Source organism: Streptomyces sp. NPDC012510 (genome assembly GCF_042955065.1).
Taxonomy (GTDB): Bacteria; Actinomycetota; Actinomycetes; order Streptomycetales; family Streptomycetaceae; genus Streptomyces.
Genome location: NZ_JBIBEN010000018.1, coordinates 20,501 through 38,013, shown reverse-complemented (window position 1 = coordinate 38,013; position 17,513 = coordinate 20,501). Strand labels below are relative to the sequence as shown.

Here is a 17,513-nt window from a genome sequence, read left to right as displayed (position 1 = left end):
GCCGCCCCCCCCGGGGGGGGGCCCGGGGGCGCCCGGGGGGGGGGCCCCGGGGGGGGGGGGGGGGGGGGCCCCCCCCCCCCCCCCCGCGACCAGTGCTGTGCCGTGTCGGCCTCTTCGGTGGGCAGTCGGTCCTGGTCTGACGCCGGATGGGCGGGTGGTCAGGGCCCTGCCGGGGGGCTCAGGTGCGGGTCCACTTCTGGTTGGCCCCTCCGGTGCAGGTCCACAGGATCAGCTTGGTGCCGTTGGCGGTCGCCGCGTTCGAGGCGTCCAGGCAGAGGCCCGAGGCGTTGTTGGTGATTGTGCCGCCCGAGTTGACGGTCCACTTCTGGTTGGTGCCGTTCGTGCAGTCCCAGATGATGACCTTGGTGCCGTTGGTGGTGCCGCCGCCTTCGGCGTCGAGGCACTTGTTGCCGTAGACGACGAGTTCACCGCGCGAGGTCTCGGTGAAGGTCTCGTTGCGACCGCCGGAGCAGTCCCAGATCTGCGCCTGGGTGCCGTTGACGTAGGTGTTCTTGTCGATGTCCACGCAGCGGCCGGACGCGGTACCGACCAGGGCGGCACCGTCCGTGCCGGGGATGCTCTGGACGCGGAGGGCGTCGATGTCGGGTGCGGTGCTGCCGGACACCGCGGCGAAGCTCACGGTGTTGCTGCCCTTGGCCAGGCTCGCCAGCACGGACACGGTGCGGTAGGTGGTGGCAGAGCCGGTCGGCGGGAACGCCACGATGTACTTGTACTGGCCGCCCACCTGAAGGGTGGCCTTGCGGGTGGTGGTGCCGCCGTTGGCGTACGTGATGTCCACCAGCTTGGTGCCCGCCGTGCCGGCGGTGACGCCGCTGAACGTCGGGGTGGTGGCGGTGGTGGTGTCCTCGTACGTGGTGCCGGTGGCCTCGGTGCCGGAGACGGTCAGGAGCACCGCCTCGTTCGAGGGGACGGAGGTGGTGTAGCCGGTGGCGAACGATCCGGCGTCGGTACGGGTCCAGGCGTTGCGCACGGTGGCGGAGGCGCTGGTCAGGCCGAGGTCGGACCAGCGGACGGTGATGTTCGCGGCGGAGCCGGTGCGGTTCAGCAGCATCACAGCGCGCTTGCCCGTGCCGGAGAGCACCTTGCCGTACACCTGCAGGCCCCGGGTGTCCTCGGCGACCTTGACCCCCTGGAGCCCGCGCGGGTCCTGGTCGATGGCGAGGACCTCGGGGTTGGTGAGGATGTCGCGGGTCTCGGTGGTCATCGTGGCCGCGTTGTTGCCGGCCAGCAACGGGGCGCCGGCCATGGACCACAGGCTCATGTGCAGCCGGTTGCGGGCGGCGGTCATGCCGTTCAGGCCGACCATCAGCATGTCCGGGTCGTTGTAGTACCCGGTGTGCTGGGCCGAGGGCTGCAGGGCCTGGTCGAAGTTGCGGTACATCTTGGTCAGCCCCGGCGTCTCCTTGTAGAAGAGGACGTCGTCGCTGGTGCGCCACAGGTCGCCGTAGCCGGTCGCCCAGTTCCAGGGCAGGCCGGAACCCCACTCGCAGAAGGAGAGCACCAGCTTGCGGCCGGTGACCGCGGAGGCGGCCTCGTTCGCGGCGGAGATCGCCTTGTACGTGGTCTCCTGGTTCAGGCCCTCCACCCGGCCGCCGCAGAAGTCGAGCTTGACGTAGTCGAAGCCCCAGCGCTGGAAGGTCTCCAGGTCCTGCTGGTAGTGACCCTCCATCCCGGTGTTGGGAGCCGCGGGTCGGGTGGTGGGGTAGTAGTAGCCGCAGCCCTGCTTGCCCGCGTCGGTGTAGATGCCGGCCTTCAGGCCCTTGCTGTGGATGTAGTCGGCGATGGCCTTCATGCCGCCGGGCCACAGGTTCTCGTCCACGACGATGTTGCCGTCGGCGTCGCGCTGGCCCTGCCACCAGCCGTCGTCGAGGTTGACGTACTTGTAGCCGGCCGCCGCCATCCCGGAGGAGACCAGTGCGTCGGCCTGCTGCTTGATGACGTTGGAGTCGATGCTGCTGAAGAAGGTGTTCCAGGACGCCCAGCCCATCGGCGGCGGGGTGACGCCGATCTGACTGGTGCTCACGGCGGCCGGTTCGGCGGCCAGGGGAACAGACGCCTCTTGCCGGTCGAGGCTCGCCAGACCGGCGACGGCGAGTCCGGCGGCGATCACCTGGGCGGTGACCCGTCTGACCCACCTTCGGGCAGGGGTGTGCGACATGCGGCTCTCCAGAGGGGAGGTGGAAGGGAAACCGGCCTCAGGGACGGCCCGGGACAGCGAAGGGCCTTGACGGCGGTCGGTGGGGGCACGGGCGGTGTGGTCGGTCCCGGCGCGTCAGCAGACGTCGGACAAGGCGGCGTCCATGCCCTCGATGCAGGTGGAGACCGGGCGATGCACAGGGCCAGGCCCGCGCCTGGTGCAGCGGGTTGTCGGACCGGAAGGGCACTCCGAGCCGTCGGTGAGTCCGGGAACAGTGGGTCCTGCGCTCATCTGCTCTCCAGGGAAGGCGTGTGGGGAGGGAGCGGTCGGCGAGTCAGGGTCCGGGAAGGACATGCCTGTCCGGCATCCACCACCGTCCGATATACCGACCGCGGCTCGGTGGGTCGAGCAGAAAGTAGAGCTGGGACGAGGGATCGTCAATGATTCTGTCGAAACGCGTTGGATTTTGTGTGATCGTCGACAGCGGGCTTCCCTCCTCCCGCTGAAAGGTCGTGATGATGTCCTCCCACCCTGTGCCTGCTCCGCCCGTGGGCGGTCTCGAGGAACTGACCGTGGACGACGAAGTGGAGCTGATCCTCGAGGCGGGCGAGCGCTGGTGGGGCGGCGCCGCGGAGGACGGCCTGGTGATGCCTTTTGGCGAGCAACCGTTCGTACGCGATCTCGGTGCAGCCCTACGGCATGAGTCCGGTGACGGGGCGCCGTCGAATCAGAGCAGCCCGCTCCTGGTGTCGACGCACGGGCGCGTGATCTGGTCGGACCGGCCCTTCACCTTCGCGTTTGATGGCCGCGAGGGCGGTTTGCTGCGGGTGACGGGACGACAGGTCCACGTCTGGCAGGCCGGCGCCACCCTGCGGGAGGCGTACCAGGGGGCCGCGCGCCACTTCTTCCCCCCGTCGGGGCGGGCGCCCGCGCGGGAGCTGTTCACCGGGCCGCAGTACAACACGTGGATCGACCTCCCCTACACGCCCACGCAGGAGGCGGTCCTGCGGTTCGCCGCCGATCTCCTGGCCGCCGGGATGCCGCCCGGTGTCCTGATGCTCGACGACTGCTGGTCGCCGGGCTATGGCACCTGGCGGTTCGACGGTGCCCGCTTCCCCGACCCGGCGGCGATGATCCAGCAACTGCACGACTGGGGATTCTCGGTCATGGTGTGGGTCGTCCCGTTCGTCAGCCCGGACTCCGCCGCCTTCCGGGAACTCGAAGGCAAGGGGCTGCTGATCCGCGACCGGAACGGCGACACCGCGATCCGCCGGTGGTGGAACGGGTTCAGCGCCCTCCTCGACCTCACCGACCCCGCCGCCACCGCCTGGCTGACGGGCCACCTCGACACCCTCATGGCCGAGACCGGCGTCGACGGCTTCAAGTTCGACGCCGGCGACATACGGGACTACCGCGCCGACGACCTCACGGCCACGCCGGCCGAACCTGTCGACCTGTGCGAGGCGTGGGCGCGGGTGGGACTGCGCTACCCGTTCAACGAGTACCGGGCGTGCTGGCGGATGGGCGGTCAGCCGCTCGGGCAGCGGCTGCAGGACAAGCCGCCCCGGTGGGGCACGGCCGGGATCGAGTCGCTCATCCCCGAGATGCTCGCCCAGGGCATGATCGGCCACCCCTTCACCTGCCCCGACATGATCGGCGGGGGTGAGATCGTGGCGATGGGCGAGCAGGGGGCGACGGACCAGGAATTCTTCGTCCGGTACGCCCAGATCGCGGCGCTGAGTCCGATGATGCAGTTCTCCGTCAGGCCCTCCCGCGTTCTCGACGACGCCCATCTCGCCGCGGTGCACGCGGCGCTGGCGGTCCGCGCGTCCCTCCTGCCGCTCATCATCGGCCTCGTGGACGAGGCCGCCCGGACCGGTGAGCCGATCGTGCGTCCGATGGCCTACCACGCGAGCGGACTGGAGAACGTCCGCGATCAGTTCTTCCTCGGCCCGGACCTCATCGTGGCGCCGGTGACCACGCAGGGCGCCACCGAGCGAAGAGTCGCCTTCCCGGCAGGCCGCTGGCGCGGCGACGACGGCACTGTCGTCGAGGGCCCCACAGCCGTGACGGTGCGATGCGACCTCGCACGCATCCCGCGCTTCGAGCGTCTCGCCGACGCGTGACGGCCCCCGCCGCTCGGCGCGCAGCAGGTCATCGGGCCCGGCGGTGGCCTCCCGTTGCCGCCCAGCCTGCTGTGCGGTGCTGAAGGGCGGCTCGTGGGAGCCGAGATGGCCGGCGTCGTACTGGAAGAGGAACGGCAGGGTGCCCAGCCGTTGCGTGGCGGCATGTCGGCGGCCACGTCGTGGCGGTCGTACGGCGGTCGCGCGGCCCGGTGCCGCGGAGTCCCGCTCCCGCGACACCGGGCGGTGCCATGCCGGGTCAGCCGACGTCGAGCACGATCTTGCCCCGGACGCGCCGGGTCTGGCTGAGGCGGAACGCCTCGGCCGCCTCCACCAGGGGCAGGACACGGTCGACGTGGACCGTGAGCTTGCCGGCGTCGGCGAGCGTGGCGAGCTCCTCGAGGTCCGCGCTGACGGGCTGAGTGAACACGTGGTGCCCGCCCTTCGCGGATACCTGCTGGTCGACGATCGAGGCGACTCGCGAGGAGTCCTTGAGCAGTTCCTGCGAGACGGCGACGGCGTCACCGCCCACGCAGTCCACCGCGGCGTCGATCCCCTCGGGGGCCAACTGCCGCACCCGCTCGGCCAGACCCTCGCCGTAGGTGACGGGCTCGGCGCCCAGCGACCGCAGGAAGTCGTGGTTGCGCTCGCTGGCCGTACCGATGACCCGGGCGCCCCGCGCCACCGCGATCTGGACGGCCAGTGAGCCGACGCCGCCGGCCGCGGCATGCACCAGCACCGTCTCCCCCGCCCCGGCGCCCACCGCTACCAGCGCCTGCAGCGCGGTGAGCCCGACCAGCGGGAGGCCGGCCGACTGCTCCCAGTCCAGCGAGGCGGGCTTGCGCCCCAGGGTGTGCACGGGTGCGGCGACGAACTCCGCGTAGGTGCCGTGCTGCACCTGCTCCGTGCGGACGTAGCCGATGACCTCGTCACCGACGGCGAACTCGGTGACGTCCGGGGCGACGGCCTCGACCACGCCCGCCACGTCGAAACCGGGCACGACGGGCAGGGCGACCTTCAGGAGGCCGTCCATGTGACCGGCGACGATGTGCCAGTCGACCGGATTGACCGCGGTGGCCTTCACCCGCACGAGCACCGAGCCGGCGCCGACCTCGGGGGTGTCGGTCTCGGTCAGCTCCAGGACGTCGGGGCCTCCGTACGTACGGGCGAGGATCGCTTTCATGACCAGCACGTGCCTTTCACTCCGAGAATGTGTACGGCGCTTACATTAATCTCGAGATGTAAGCAGCGTCAACTTTGCCCGCCGTTGCTGCGATGATGGAAGCGAAAGGAGAGCTCATGGCGACGTCCACCACCTCCCCCCGGGGTCGGTACCACCACGGCGACCTGCGAGCCGCCTGCCTCGAGGCGGCCCGTGAACTGCTGGAGGAGGGAGCTGAACTGTCACTGCGCGCGGTAGCCCGCCGCGCGTCCGTGTCCCCGGCCGCTCCCTACCGGCACTACGCGGACAAGGACGCGCTGGTGTCGGCCCTGGCGGCACAGGGCTGCCGGGAACTGCACGGTTGTCTCGCCGCGGCCGCCCCCGCCGCCGTGACCCCGGACGACTTCGCCGCCCTGGCCGTCGCCTACGTACGTTTCGCGCTCGCACACCCCGCTCTGTTCCGGATCATGTTCAGGACCTCCTGCACCCCCGCGGACACCGAGCGTGACGCGGCCGCGGCGGACGTGGACGCCTTCGTCCGCCGTGCCGCCGCGCGCGCCCGCCCCGACGCCGACCCCGACGCCCTGGGTGTGGCGTGCTGGGCGCTGCTCCACGGGCTTGCCTTCCTCTATCTGGAGGGCAAGTTGCCGACGGACCCCCCGGCCGCGGTCGACGCACGCGTCCGCACATCGGTCGGAGCACTGATCGACGCACGACGGCCCGGCCGGTGACGCGGTTCCATGCCGGAATGTCGGCCTGGGGTGTGTTTCGAAAGTGACAGCCCCCTGGAACGGACCGCACCGCTGCACCGGGGTGCGGGGCGAGCCGGACCCGGATCCGACCGTGAGTTCACATCCCGCCGCCCGACATGGAGGTACAAAGGCAGGCTCCTGATCCACGTAACAGGTCGGGCCCGAGAGCGGTTCCGGGGGGCCGCAGCTCCGCCCTTCTGCATGTGCTCCTGCTATGAGGGCTTTCTGCTCAGCTCTCAACTCCAGGCGTCGCCTGCACTACAAGGCGCCTCGGCTCAGACCTTCTCCGCGCTCACGCGTGGATGCTCGGCGGTGAGCAGTCCGATGTCTTCTACGTCGGACGTCAGGATCGTCACCCGGCCGGGATGTTGCAGGGCGGTCGCGCACAGCATGGCGTCGATGGCGTACTTGTGGCCGTGCAGCCCCGCTGCGCGCAGCAAATCGGCAGCGGATTGCGCGACAGTTTGCGTCACCGGCTCGACACTCAGGCGAGACAGGGTCCACTTCAGTGCGGCTTCGTTGATCTTCGGGTGGATCACCTCGACCAGCACGGCAGCTGAAGTGATCACGGGCAGATCCGCGTCGCGAGCCGCCGTCAGCCACTCGTGGATTTCCCGATCACGCTGTACGGCCTTCGCCAGGCCCTCGCTGTCCAGGACCAGGGCACCGCTCACGCAGCCGCCCCAGAGTTTGAAGCGCCGCCGGTCAGCCGAGCACGCTTGGCCGCCACGGCCTCGGGGTCGGCCGGGCCGTGCACCTTGTCGAAGTCCGCGATCAGCTCGTCCAGGTTGTCCCGCTCGATCTGCCGCTGGGCCGCCTTCTCCAGATACGCCGAGACGCCCCGCTTGCCGACCCGGTCACGGATCGCCTGCAGAGTTCCGGCAGTCAGGGTGACGGAGATACCGCTGGTGGGGCCGTCGCCGGGCGGGAAGTCAACGTCGTCATCAGCCACACCCCGAGTATGCCATTGAAAATGGCATAGCGGGCGGCAAGTGCACCACGAGGCTCTGCCCGGAGGCCGGAGGAACCCGGTGCCGGAGGCCCGTGGTGCTGTGCAGCCGCGACGCCGCCTTCAGCGGCTGATCTCCGCACCGGACGGACCGTGAGCAGTTGTCTCCTCAGGGGCGCCGGCCTCCCCCGTTCCGAAACTCCGTGCCCTCCGCGTCCGTGCGGTCGGAAAACCACTGTCAACAGCGGTGCGATCCGATCAACACGACCATCCCGAGAACCAGATAGCTGCGTTGGTCAGAGCCATATAGCCCACCCAAGCACCGTCGCGCGCACGCTGTGGTGCTTCGCACGCTCGGCGCGCACCCGGCCATCGGGCCCGGCGGCGACCTCCCGTCGCCGCCCACCTCCGAAAATGTTTCGTAACTGAGGAATTTCACCTCCTTGTCCCCGCCGCGAATTCCGTGTCAGTGTCCCGGTCCAGCAGGCAGGCAAACCACGGCGATGGCGTCCGAAAGCGTTTCGCACCAGCCGCCCATCTGCCTGACGCATGCATACGGCATGTCGAGAGAAGAGAGGCAGATCATGCGCGGATTTCCGGCACCCGGAAAAGACGGGGCGATCATTCCGAGAGTGCGACGGGGGATCGGTGTCGCGATCGTCGTAGCGGCGGCCATGTCCCTTTCCGCATGCGGAACTTCGGGGCCGGCGGGCTCGTCCTCGGGTTCGTCGTCAAAGGGCCTGACCATGTGGGCGCTCAACGACCAGACGATCCTCAAGGCGTCCGTCGACGCCTACAACAAGGACCACCCGAACCAGAAGATCACTCTGCGGCTGTTCGCCAACGACGACTACAAGCAGAAGCTGCGGGTGGCCTTCGGCGCGAACCAGGCCCCGGACCTCTTCTTCAACTGGGGCGGCGGCGCGCTGGACGACTACGTCAAGGCGGACAAGGTGGCCGCCGTCACCGACGCCCAGGTGAACCTGCTGCGCTTCACCCCCAGCGTGCTGAAGAGCGCCACCTTCAGCGGTGACGTCTACGGCGTCCCGGCGAACGGTCTCGCTCCCGTCGTCCTCTATTACAACAAGAAGGTCCTGAAGGACGCGGGCGTCGAGCCGCCGAAGACGTACGACGACCTGCTCACGGCGGTGAAGAAGCTGAAGGGCGACGGCGTCACCCCGATATCCCTCGCCGCGAACTCGAAGTGGCCGACGCTGATGTACCTGGAGTACCTGCTGGACCGCGAGGGCGGGTCCGACGTGTTCGACACCATCGCCTCCGGTGACGCCTCCGCGTGGAAGAACCCGGCGGTCACCGCGGCCAACACCCGCCTCCAGGAGCTCGCCAAGGCCGGTGCCTTCGGCGACAACGCCTCCTCCGTGAACTACGACCAGGGAGCCTCCACCGCGCTGCTCTACACCGGCAAGGCCGGCATGGAGCTGATGGGCACCTGGGAGTACGCCAACCTGGTCAAGGCCGCGCCGGACTTCGTGAAGAAGGACCTCGGCTACCTCGCCTTCCCGTCCCTGCCCGGCGGCAAGGGCGACCCGAAGGACATCGTCGGCAACCCCTCCAACTTCCTGTCGCTGAACAAGGCGAGCAAGAACAAGACCGCGGCGCTGACGTACCTGAAGGACTACGTCATGAACGGCGACCAGGTCGACGCCTACCTTGCGGCCGGCAGCGTGCCGCCGGTCAACGGGCTCGAGTCGAAGCTAGCGGCCGTGAAGTCGGACGACAAGCAGTGGCTGACCTTCGTCTACAAGCTGGTGCAGGACTCCCCGAACTTCCAGCTCTCCTGGGACCAGGCCCTCCCCTCCGACCAGGCCGACCCGCTGCTGACCAATGTGGACAAGTCGTTCCTGCGGCAGATCGAGCCGGAGGAGTTCGGTACGAACATGAGCAAGGCGGCGCAGTGATGACCACCGTGGTCCGTACGTCGCGTCCGGTCGCGGCCCACAGGGCGCGGCCGGGCACGGCCCGTGGCGGGCGGCGCCGTCGGCTCAGCGGCCTGCTGATGGCCGCCCCCGCCCTGCTTCTGTTCGGTCTGTTCGGCCTGGTCCCGCTGGTCGGCGTGCTGGTGCTCAGCCTCGCCCGCTGGGACGGCCTGGGTTCCGTCGGCTGGGCCGGCCTCGCCAACTGGACCGGCGTCCTGGGCGACGGCGCGACCTGGCAGGCACTGTGGCTCACCCTCAAGGCGATGGTGGTGAGCTGGCTGGTGCAGACGCCGCTCGCCCTGGCACTCGGTGTCTTCCAGGCTCCCCGGGGACGGCTGCGCGCGCTCCTCGCCGTGCTGTGGTTCCTGCCCCTGCTGCTGTCCGCCGTGGCCATCGGCCTGACCTGGCAGGCACTGCTCGACCCGTCCTTCGGTATCGGCGCCACGCCCGGCCTGCACTGGCTGGCCCAGCCCCTGCTGGGGTCGCCCGACCTCGCCCTCTACACGGTGATCTTCGTGATCGCCTGGCAGTTCACGCCGTTCCACGCGCTGCTCTACCAGGCCGGGATCCGGCAGATCCCGGTCTCCCTGTGCGAGGCCGCCGCGATCGACGGCGCGGGTCCCGTGACCCGCTTCCTGCGCATCACGCTTCCGCAGCTGAAGTACACCTTCGTCACCTCGAGCACGCTGATGCTGGTCGGCTCGTTGACCTACTTCGACCTGATCTTCGTCCTCTCCGGAGGCACCGGCGGCCCCGGCACCGCGACCCGTGTGCTGCCGCTCGCCATGTACATCACGGGCTTCCAGGCCCACGACATGGGCCGGGCCAGCGCGATCGCCACCCTTCTGGTGGTCTTCGGTCTCGCGCTGTCGCTGCTCACCACCCGCCTGTCCGGCTTCACCCGGATGGACAGCCAGCAGGAGGGCCTGTGAACACCGCCGTCACCACCCTGCGCCGGACCGTCTCCGGCGGTGCCACGCTGGCCTGGACCGCGCTCGTCGTCGTACCCGTGTACTGGGTGGTCGTGACCAGCCTGCGGGGCAGTGCCGACTTCACGACCGCGAGTCCGCTGGCCCCTCCCGCGCAGCCGACCCTGGACAACTACCGGAGCGTCCTCGACGGCGGCTTCACCACCTACCTGCTCAACAGTTTGGTGGTCACGGTGGCGGCGGTCGCGATCACCGTGGTCGTCGCGCTGATGGCGGCCTTCTCCATCGTCCGCTACACCAATCCCTGGTCGCGGCTGTCCTTCCGCCTCTATCTCCTGGGCCTGGCGATCCCCCTCCAAGCGGTGATCATCCCGGTGTACCTGCTGATCATCCGCATGCACATGTACGACAGCCTGATCGCGATCGTGCTGCCCTCGGCGGCGTTCGCGCTGCCGGTGACGGTGATGATCCTGGTCAGCTTCCTGCGGGACGTGCCGCGTTCGCTGTTCGAGGCGATGGTCGTGGACGGCGCCGGCGACTGGCGCATGCTGTTCTCGCTCGCCGCGCCGATGGCCCGCCCCGCGCTGGTGACGGTCGCGGTCTACGACGGCCTCCAGGTCTGGAACGGCTTCCTCTTCCCGCTCATCCTCACCCAGAGCGGCGACAAGGCCGTCCTGCCGCTCGCCCTGACCCTCTTCCGGGGCCAGTTCGGCATCAACGTGCCCGCGACCATGGCGGCGGTCGTCCTCTCCACTCTTCCCATGCTGGTCGTGTTCGTCCTCGCCAGGCGGCAGCTGGTCGCCGGACTGACCGCCGGATTCTCCAAGTAACCCACGCCGGTAGGGAGTCGGCCGGGGCGACAGAGCCGCCGGCCGCCCTCGGCATGCCCGTGCAACACCCCCCTGAGGAGTCGTGCATGACGACCACCACGCCGGACCACGCCGATCTCTCCCCGGCGGACGACGACCGTCCCTGGGCCGACCGCGCCCGACCGGTCGACGAACGCGTCGAGGCGCTGCTGGCGAGGCTCACCCTGGAGGAGAAGGTCGCCCAACTCAGCAGCACCTGGGAGGACGTCGAACCGGCCGGCCCGGAAGTCGCCCCCGGCACCAGCCTGTTCGGGCGCGTCGGCGACCTCGACGAGACCGCCCGGCACGGCCTCGGCCAGCTCACCCGCCCCTACGGCACCGTCCCCCGCGCCGCCCTGGAACACGCCCGCCTGCTGGCCGCACGCCAGCGCCAGATCATGGCGCAGAGCCGCTGGGCCATCCCGGCGATGGCCCACGACGAGTGCCTCACCGGCTTCACCGCCTACGGCGCCACCATCTACCCCACCTCCCTGGCCATGGCGGCCACCTTCGACCCCGCCCTGATCCGCCGGGTCGGCGCGGCCATCGGCGCCGACATGGCCGCCGCGGGCGTCCACCAGGGCCTCGCCCCGGTGGTCGACGTCATCCGCGACTACCGCTGGGGCCGCTGCGAGGAGACCTACGGCGAAGACCCGTACCTGGTCGGCGAGATGGGCGAGGCGTACGTCCTCGGGCTGCAGGGCGCCGGGGTGTACGCCACCCTCAAGCACTTCGCCGGCTACTCCTCCTCCATGGGCGGCCGCAACCACGCCCCGGTCGGCATCGGCCACCGCGAGCTCACCGACGTCATCCTGCCGCCCTTCGAGCGGGCCGTGGCCGCCGGAGTGGGCTCGGTCATGAACTCGTACGCCGAGGTCGACGGCGAGGCCCCCGCCGCGAGCCGCAGACTGCTGACCGGTGTGCTGCGGGAGCAGTGGGGTTTCGAGGGCACCGTCGTCTCCGACTACTGGTCGCTGCCGTTCCTGGTGAACGCGCACCGGGTGGCCGCCGATCTGCCGGGCGCCGGGGCGCTGGCCCTCGGGGCCGGACTGGACGTCGAACTACCGGACCAGCGTGGTTTCGGCGCCGCACTCGTCGCCGCCGTCCGCGACGGAGCGGCCGAGGAGGCCGACGTCGACCGGGCCGTGCGGCGGGTGCTGCGGCAGAAGGTCGCCCTCGGGCTCCTCGACCCCGACTGGGACCCGGAGCCGCCCGCCCTGCGCGAGGGCCGACTCGACCTGGACAAGCCGCAGAACCGGCGACTCGCGCACACCGTGGCCCAGTCCGGTGCCGTGCTGCTGCACAACGCAGGGGGTCTTCCGCTGCCCTCCGCCGGCCGGATCGCGCTGATCGGCCCGTGCGCCGACGACGTGCGCACGATGTTCGGCTGCTACAGCTTCCCCAACCACGTCCTCTCCGACCGCGACGACCTCGGCAACGGAGTGGGGGCGCTGTCGCTGCGTTCGGCGCTCGCCGCCGAACTTCCGGATGTGAACTGGCTGTTCGCGCAGGGGTGCCCGATACGGGACGCGGAGCGGGGCGGCATTCCGGCCGCGGTGGAGGCGAGTTCCGCGGCCGACCTCACCGTCCTGGCCGTCGGCGACAAGCCCGGCATGTTCGGCATCGGCACCTCGGGCGAGGGCTGCGACGTCGAGGACCTGCGGCTGCCGGGCGTGCAGGAGGAGCTGGTCGAGGCGGTCCTCGCGGCGGGCAGGCCCGTCGTCCTCCTCGTCGTCAGCGGTCGCCCGTACGCCGTGGGGTGGTACGCGGCCGGTACGGCGGCCATGGTGCAGGTCTTCCTGCCCGGCGAGGAAGGGGGCCGAGCGGTCGCCGAACTCCTCTCCGGCCGGGCGAACTTCAGTGGCAGGCTGCCGGTGCAGATCCCGAACTCGCCCGCCGGACAGCCGTACACGTATCTCCACCCGCCTCTGGGCGACCGACAGAGCTGGCTGTCCAACCTGGATCCGACCCCCGCGTTCCCCTTCGGGCACGGCCTGTCCTACACCGCATTCGAGATCCACGGCCTGGTGACGGACCGGCAACTCGTGTCCACGCACGGCGGCTTCGAGGTCTGCGTGAAGGTACGCAACACCGGGGCCGTCCCCGGCGCCGAGACCGTCCAGCTGTACTTCACCGACCCGGTCGCCCAGGTCACCCGGCCGGTCCGGGCGTTGCTGGCCTTCGCCAAGGTGCACCTGGAGCCGGGTGAGGAGGCGACCGTGCGCTTCGACGTCCACACCGACCGCCTGGCCTTCACCGGCCTGGACGGCCGGCGCATCGTCGAGCCCGGCGAGATCCTGCTCCACGCCGGGTCCTCCAGCGGTGACACCCCGAACGAGGTGAGCGTTCAGCTCGTCGGTGAGCAGCGGGACGCGAGCGTGGTGCGGCGGCACGGGGTGCCGGCGGTGGTCGAGCGGGGCTGAGGGGCCCTGAGGCAGGAACGGACACATCGCCGGGCGGGCGGGCGGTCTCTCCACGGGACCGCCCGCCTTGTCACTCGCCGGGCGGGGCAGCCGTGGAGGCCCTCAGGACCAGCTCCGTGGCCAGTTCGATGCGCGGGGAAGCGGGCGGGCGGCCCTCGGCCACGGACAACAGCACCCGGGTGGCCTCGCGACCCAGTTCCTCGAACGGCTGGCGCACCGCGCTGAGCGGCGGCGACGCCATGGCCGCCACCAGGGTGTCGTCGAAGGACATCACCGCCAGGTCGTCCGGCACCCGCAGCTTCAGTTGCCGGGCCGCTTCCAGCACCCCGAGCGCCTGGGCGTCGCTGGCCGCGAAGACAGCCGTGGGCCGCCGCTCACCGCGCAGGATCCTGAGGCCGGCCGCGAGCGCCTCGTCGTAGTCGAAGTCGGTCGAGCCCACGATCGCCGGGTCGTAGGCGATGCCCGCCTCCTCCAGCGCCGCCCGGTAGCCGTGCAGCCGGGCCGCCCCCGCCAGAGAGTGCGAGCGCCCCGCGACCATGGCGATCCGGGTGTGGCCCAGGCCGAGGAGATGCTGCACCGCCTCCCTGGCCCCGCTCCAGTTCGTCACCCCGATGCTCGGGATGTCGGCCGACGGCGCGCTCAGCGGGTCCACCAGCACCACCGGCAGCCGCTGCTCGACGATCCGCCGCTGGTCCTCCTCGGACAGCATCGAGATCACGATGACCAGCCCGGCGGCGCCGAGCGCCACGCACTCCTGAAGCCACTGGGAGATGGACCGCCGGCTCGTGGTCCCGGTCACCACGTCGACGCCGAGCTCACCGGCCGCGTCCACGATCCCGCGGACGACCTCCAGGGTGTACGGCCCCGACAGGTCGCGGAAGACGGCGATGATCTGCCGGGACGCGGCGGACTCCCGGTCCCAGGAGCGCACGTACCCGTACCGCTCCAGCAGTTCCTCGACCCGGGACCGGGTCTTCGCGCCCACGTCACGACGCCGGTGCACCACTTTGGACACGGTGCTGAGCGACACCCCCGCTTCCTGGGCGATGCTCGTCAGCAGGCCGTACTGCGCGTCCAGCTGCCCCTTGTCCTGAACGGTCACTGTCCTCGTTCTCCCGTGGCGACGTGGCGCCATGCAACGGCAGCGGGCGCCGGCGGACAAGCCTCCGGCGCCCGCGGTGTGACTTAAGAGACCCTGCTCCACTGCTGGGGGGCGTTGCCGAGGCCGGTCCACAGCTGGACCTTCGAACCGTTGGCGGTGCCCCAGCCGGTCACGTCGATGACGAGGCCGTTGGAGCGGTTGACGATCGTGCCGTCCACGCGGAACGCCCACTGCTGGCTGGTCTTGCCGTTGCAGGCCCACAGGATCAGCTTGGTGCCCGCGGTGGTGCCGTCGGCGTTCGCGGCCAGGCACTTGCCGGAGATCCGCAGTTCGCCCGCGCTGGTCCGGGTGATGGTCTGGTTGGCGTTGCCCACGCAGTCGTAGATCTGGACCTGGACGCCGGTCTGGCCGTTCGGGACGTCGAGGCAGCGGCCGGAGTGGCTGCCCTTCAGTGTGAACGTCGCGTCCGTGGGCAGCGGGTCCTTGACCAGCTTCCAGTCCTGCGAGCCGTCGTCGGTCGACGCGGCCAGGGTGACGGAGCCGCCCGCGGCCGCGCCGGTCATGTAGAGGCTCGTGTTGCGGACCGAGCGGAGCTTGTAGTACCCGCTGGTGGAGGAGGCGACCTGCGTCCACCGCTTGTCGGTGGCATCGTCGTCCACCCACTGGGCCAGCTTCTGCCCTGCCGTCGCGGTGCCGGTCCAGATCGCGACCGCGCGGCCGCCGGCCTTGTTCAGCAGGGTGATGTCGGAGCCCTTGGCCTGGGTGTGCCAGCGCTGGGTGTCGTCCGAGGAGCTCACGGCGCTCGTGACCAGGTCGGGTACGTCGCCGGTGAGGTTCGCGTCCTGCGTCTTGCCGGAGGCGGGGGCGAGGGCCTGGCCGGTCAGCCGGTTGACGAGGGTGTAGTAGGCGCCGTCGGACCGGCCGAGGTCGACCTCGGCGTACTTGACCGGTCCGACGCTCGTGCCGCTCCACGACGCCTGCAGGATCAGCACGCGTCCCGTTCCGTCGACGTACTGGAGATGACGGCTGTACCCACCGGCGATCGTCGTCTGGTACTGCTTCCAGGTGCCGGTGCTCAGCCCGGACTCGTTCACCCACACGCTGCCGCTGCCGGACGCGTTGTACGCGATCCGCCCGTCGGGCATCGGAAGGAGGACCGGGCTGCCACCCGTGGACAGCGTGTTGCCGCCTGACGGCACGGGCAGCGAGGTGATCGCCGCGTCCGTGCCCGAGAGGAACTTCGTCGGGTCGTCCGCGATCCGGTACCGGACGTTCGTACCGCCGCCCCAGTACTCGTACGTCATGAGCCACTTGCCGTCGGTGGTCGGCGCGACCGTGGTCATGCCGGGGCGTCCGCCGCCGATCTCCGTCTTGCCGCTGCCCATGCTCACCGTCGAGCCGGGAACGTCGACGACCGGGCTGCTCCAGCCGGAGGTGCTGGTGCCGCCCCAGGTGCGGTGCATCAGGACCTGGCCGCCGGAGTCCGTGGCTGTGGCGTTGTCGGGGTCGAGGGTCGGGGCGCCGGTGCCGGTGTCGTAGCCCGTGTAGTCGTTCTCGTCGGAGTAGTAGGCGATCAGCTGCCCTTTGTGGGCGAGCAGGTGCGGCTCCCAGACCGGGTCGACCTGCTTGGACGTGTTCGCCGTCGAGGTGCGGCCGAGGCTGCCCGCGCTGCCGCCCTGCCAGCCACCGGCCGCGATGATGTTCTGGAAACTCCAGGTCGCCCCGTCATCGGTGCTGGAGTACAGGGCCAGCGCCACGTCCTTCCGGTCGCCGTCGCCGGTCGGCGTCCAGCTGGAATTCGCCGCCTTCTGCTCCTTGTAGTAATAGTCGTCGCCCGAGACGATGCTCGCGAGCAGCAGCGTGCCGGCGCTCAGATTGCCCACGTCCTGCGGGAGAACGTAGAGATACGGGTTGGTCCAGTTGCTCGTGTACTTCGCGTACGCGGAGTCGCCGGACAGGTATGCGGGGGCTTTGACATCGGCCAGCTTCGCCCAGGTCGTGCCGTCGTCATCACTCTTGTAGACGGGCATGGTCTGCCCCACCGGAGCGGTCTCGCTGTCCTCGAACGTCGCCACGATCCGGCCGCTCGGCAACTGGGCCGACTTCGGGTACAGCACGCAGGGACTCTTATTGCACGCGGCGGCATTCGTCGCCGTGTAAAGACTCTCGGGACTCGGCTGATAAGCCGACGCGGTCCCCGCGGAAGCGATGGTGAATGCCATACCGGTGCCCGCAGCCGCCGCTGCCGCGAGCACCTTCCGTATCAGTGAACGAATCAACGCGGTTCCTTTGGGCCTGAGCGGTTCCTCTGGCAGAGATTGCCGGACGAAAGGTGAGGACAGTATTGGGAAGCGGCGGCTGTGTGTCACGGGCACGTTTCCGAAAGTGTTTCGCGTGCAGGCGGTGACCGGATATTGACGAGACGACCGCCTGTACTGCTGCGTGCGTCCGTCGACCGCGGTACGCCGCGGACAGGGCCCGGGCGGTCTCACGCTCTACCACGCGCGAGGTCGTGGGACGCTGCAACCCGTGTGCGACCGCGACGGCTCTCGAGTGTGCTGCCCTCCGCGCAGAGCGGCTCCGCACACATGGCCTCCTGATCGCACCGGTCTTCCGAGTCCCTCGTTCCGTGCCCTCCGCGTGCCCGTAAGAGCGGGAAACCACGGTCGACAGAGGCGTCTCGCGGCCCTCACCGCCACCATCGAAGGAGTGTAAATGTGCAGGTCAGAGCACTGATAGGCGGTCAAGCGCCGTCGCTTCCCAAGCTGAGAGCGCGAGTTCGATTCTCGTCACCCGCTCTTTTTGAAGCCCCAGGTCAGCGGCCTGGGGCTTGTGCATTGACGGGGGTTTTCCGCCGGAGACCTGTCTGCAGATGCACGAAGATTGGGCACGTGGAGGGCACGAGCTCTCGGTGGCCATGGCAGGCTCACTGCTTCGGACCCCGAAAGGTGCCACAGACCTGCGGTTTCGCTGCATCAGCCCCATCGGCCACGCCTGTGAGCCCTCAGCTTGCCCGTCCCCTCGGAGAGACAGATTGCGTTCACGGACGCCGCCGCACTGCCGATTGCCCAACTCTTGCCCAGCAGGCAGGATTTCGACGAGCACGCCACAGCGGAAACCGACGGACCAG

12 protein-coding genes are annotated in these 17,513 nt (G+C 70.0%); 6 read left to right on the top strand and 6 right to left on the bottom strand.

Annotated features, from left to right (window positions below; all coding sequences use genetic code 11):
• Positions 1-178: 178 nt before the first annotated feature.
• Positions 179-2,179: an RICIN domain-containing protein gene (locus ACFY9I_RS29490; protein ID WP_391007056.1), complete on the bottom strand. Its 2,001-nt coding sequence runs from the start codon at positions 2,177-2,179 to the stop codon at positions 179-181.
• Between the two features lie 551 nt (positions 2,180-2,730).
• Here ACFY9I_RS29490 and ACFY9I_RS29485 point away from each other — a divergent pair.
• The gene (locus tag ACFY9I_RS29485) at positions 2,731-4,284 is read left to right on the top strand and encodes a TIM-barrel domain-containing protein (protein WP_391007054.1); all 1,554 of its coding nucleotides are present in this window, start codon (positions 2,731-2,733) and stop codon (positions 4,282-4,284) included.
• A gap of 256 nt (positions 4,285-4,540) precedes the next feature.
• Here ACFY9I_RS29485 and ACFY9I_RS29480 read toward each other — a convergent pair whose 3' ends face one another.
• The gene (locus ACFY9I_RS29480; RefSeq protein ID WP_391007288.1) at positions 4,541-5,464 is read right to left on the bottom strand and encodes a zinc-binding dehydrogenase; all 924 of its coding nucleotides are present in this window, start codon (positions 5,462-5,464) and stop codon (positions 4,541-4,543) included.
• A 116-nt stretch (positions 5,465-5,580) separates the two neighbouring features.
• Between ACFY9I_RS29480 and ACFY9I_RS29475 the strand changes: the two genes are divergently transcribed.
• Positions 5,581-6,174, top strand: a complete 594-nt coding sequence (locus ACFY9I_RS29475; protein ID WP_391007053.1) for a WHG domain-containing protein — start codon at positions 5,581-5,583, stop codon at positions 6,172-6,174.
• A 296-nt stretch (positions 6,175-6,470) separates the two neighbouring features.
• On the opposite strand, the gene ACFY9I_RS29470 is transcribed toward ACFY9I_RS29475, so the two are convergent.
• Together ACFY9I_RS29470 and ACFY9I_RS29465 are read right to left on the bottom strand one after the other, a co-directional pair.
• Positions 6,471-6,869, bottom strand: a complete 399-nt coding sequence (locus ACFY9I_RS29470) for a PIN domain-containing protein (protein ID WP_391007051.1) — start codon at positions 6,867-6,869, stop codon at positions 6,471-6,473.
• Complete coding sequence (locus ACFY9I_RS29465) at positions 6,866-7,147, bottom strand: hypothetical protein (protein WP_344461446.1); 282 nt, start codon at positions 7,145-7,147, stop codon at positions 6,866-6,868. Before ACFY9I_RS29465 ends, ACFY9I_RS29470 begins: the two co-directional genes overlap by 4 nt.
• Positions 7,148-7,890: 743 nt before the next feature.
• Between ACFY9I_RS29465 and ACFY9I_RS29460 the strand changes: the two genes are divergently transcribed.
• The 4 genes from ACFY9I_RS29460 to ACFY9I_RS29445 all read left to right on the top strand — a co-directional run bounded on the left by ACFY9I_RS29460 (position 7,891) and on the right by ACFY9I_RS29445 (position 13,281).
• Positions 7,891-9,063 (top strand): extracellular solute-binding protein, encoded by a 1,173-nt coding sequence (locus tag ACFY9I_RS29460; RefSeq protein ID WP_391007049.1) that lies wholly within the window; start codon positions 7,891-7,893, stop codon positions 9,061-9,063.
• Between the two features lie 98 nt (positions 9,064-9,161).
• Positions 9,162-10,013, top strand: a complete 852-nt coding sequence (locus ACFY9I_RS29455) for an ABC transporter permease subunit (protein ID WP_391007286.1) — start codon at positions 9,162-9,164, stop codon at positions 10,011-10,013.
• Complete coding sequence (locus ACFY9I_RS29450; protein ID WP_391007047.1) at positions 10,010-10,840, top strand: ABC transporter permease subunit; 831 nt, start codon at positions 10,010-10,012, stop codon at positions 10,838-10,840. The genes ACFY9I_RS29455 and ACFY9I_RS29450 overlap by 4 nt, the downstream gene beginning before the upstream one ends.
• Positions 10,841-10,926: 86 nt before the next feature.
• Complete coding sequence (locus tag ACFY9I_RS29445) at positions 10,927-13,281, top strand: glycoside hydrolase family 3 N-terminal domain-containing protein (RefSeq protein ID WP_391007045.1); 2,355 nt, start codon at positions 10,927-10,929, stop codon at positions 13,279-13,281.
• A 70-nt stretch (positions 13,282-13,351) separates the two neighbouring features.
• Here the strand turns inward: ACFY9I_RS29445 and ACFY9I_RS29440 are convergent, their stop codons facing one another.
• Both ACFY9I_RS29440 and ACFY9I_RS29435 read right to left on the bottom strand, forming a co-directional pair.
• Positions 13,352-14,383, bottom strand: coding sequence for a LacI family DNA-binding transcriptional regulator (locus ACFY9I_RS29440; protein ID WP_142161462.1), 1,032 nt, complete (start codon positions 14,381-14,383; stop codon positions 13,352-13,354).
• 83 nt (positions 14,384-14,466) lie between these two features.
• The gene (locus ACFY9I_RS29435; RefSeq protein WP_391007284.1) at positions 14,467-16,605 is read right to left on the bottom strand and encodes an RICIN domain-containing protein; all 2,139 of its coding nucleotides are present in this window, start codon (positions 16,603-16,605) and stop codon (positions 14,467-14,469) included.
• Between the last annotated feature and the right edge of the window lie 908 nt (positions 16,606-17,513).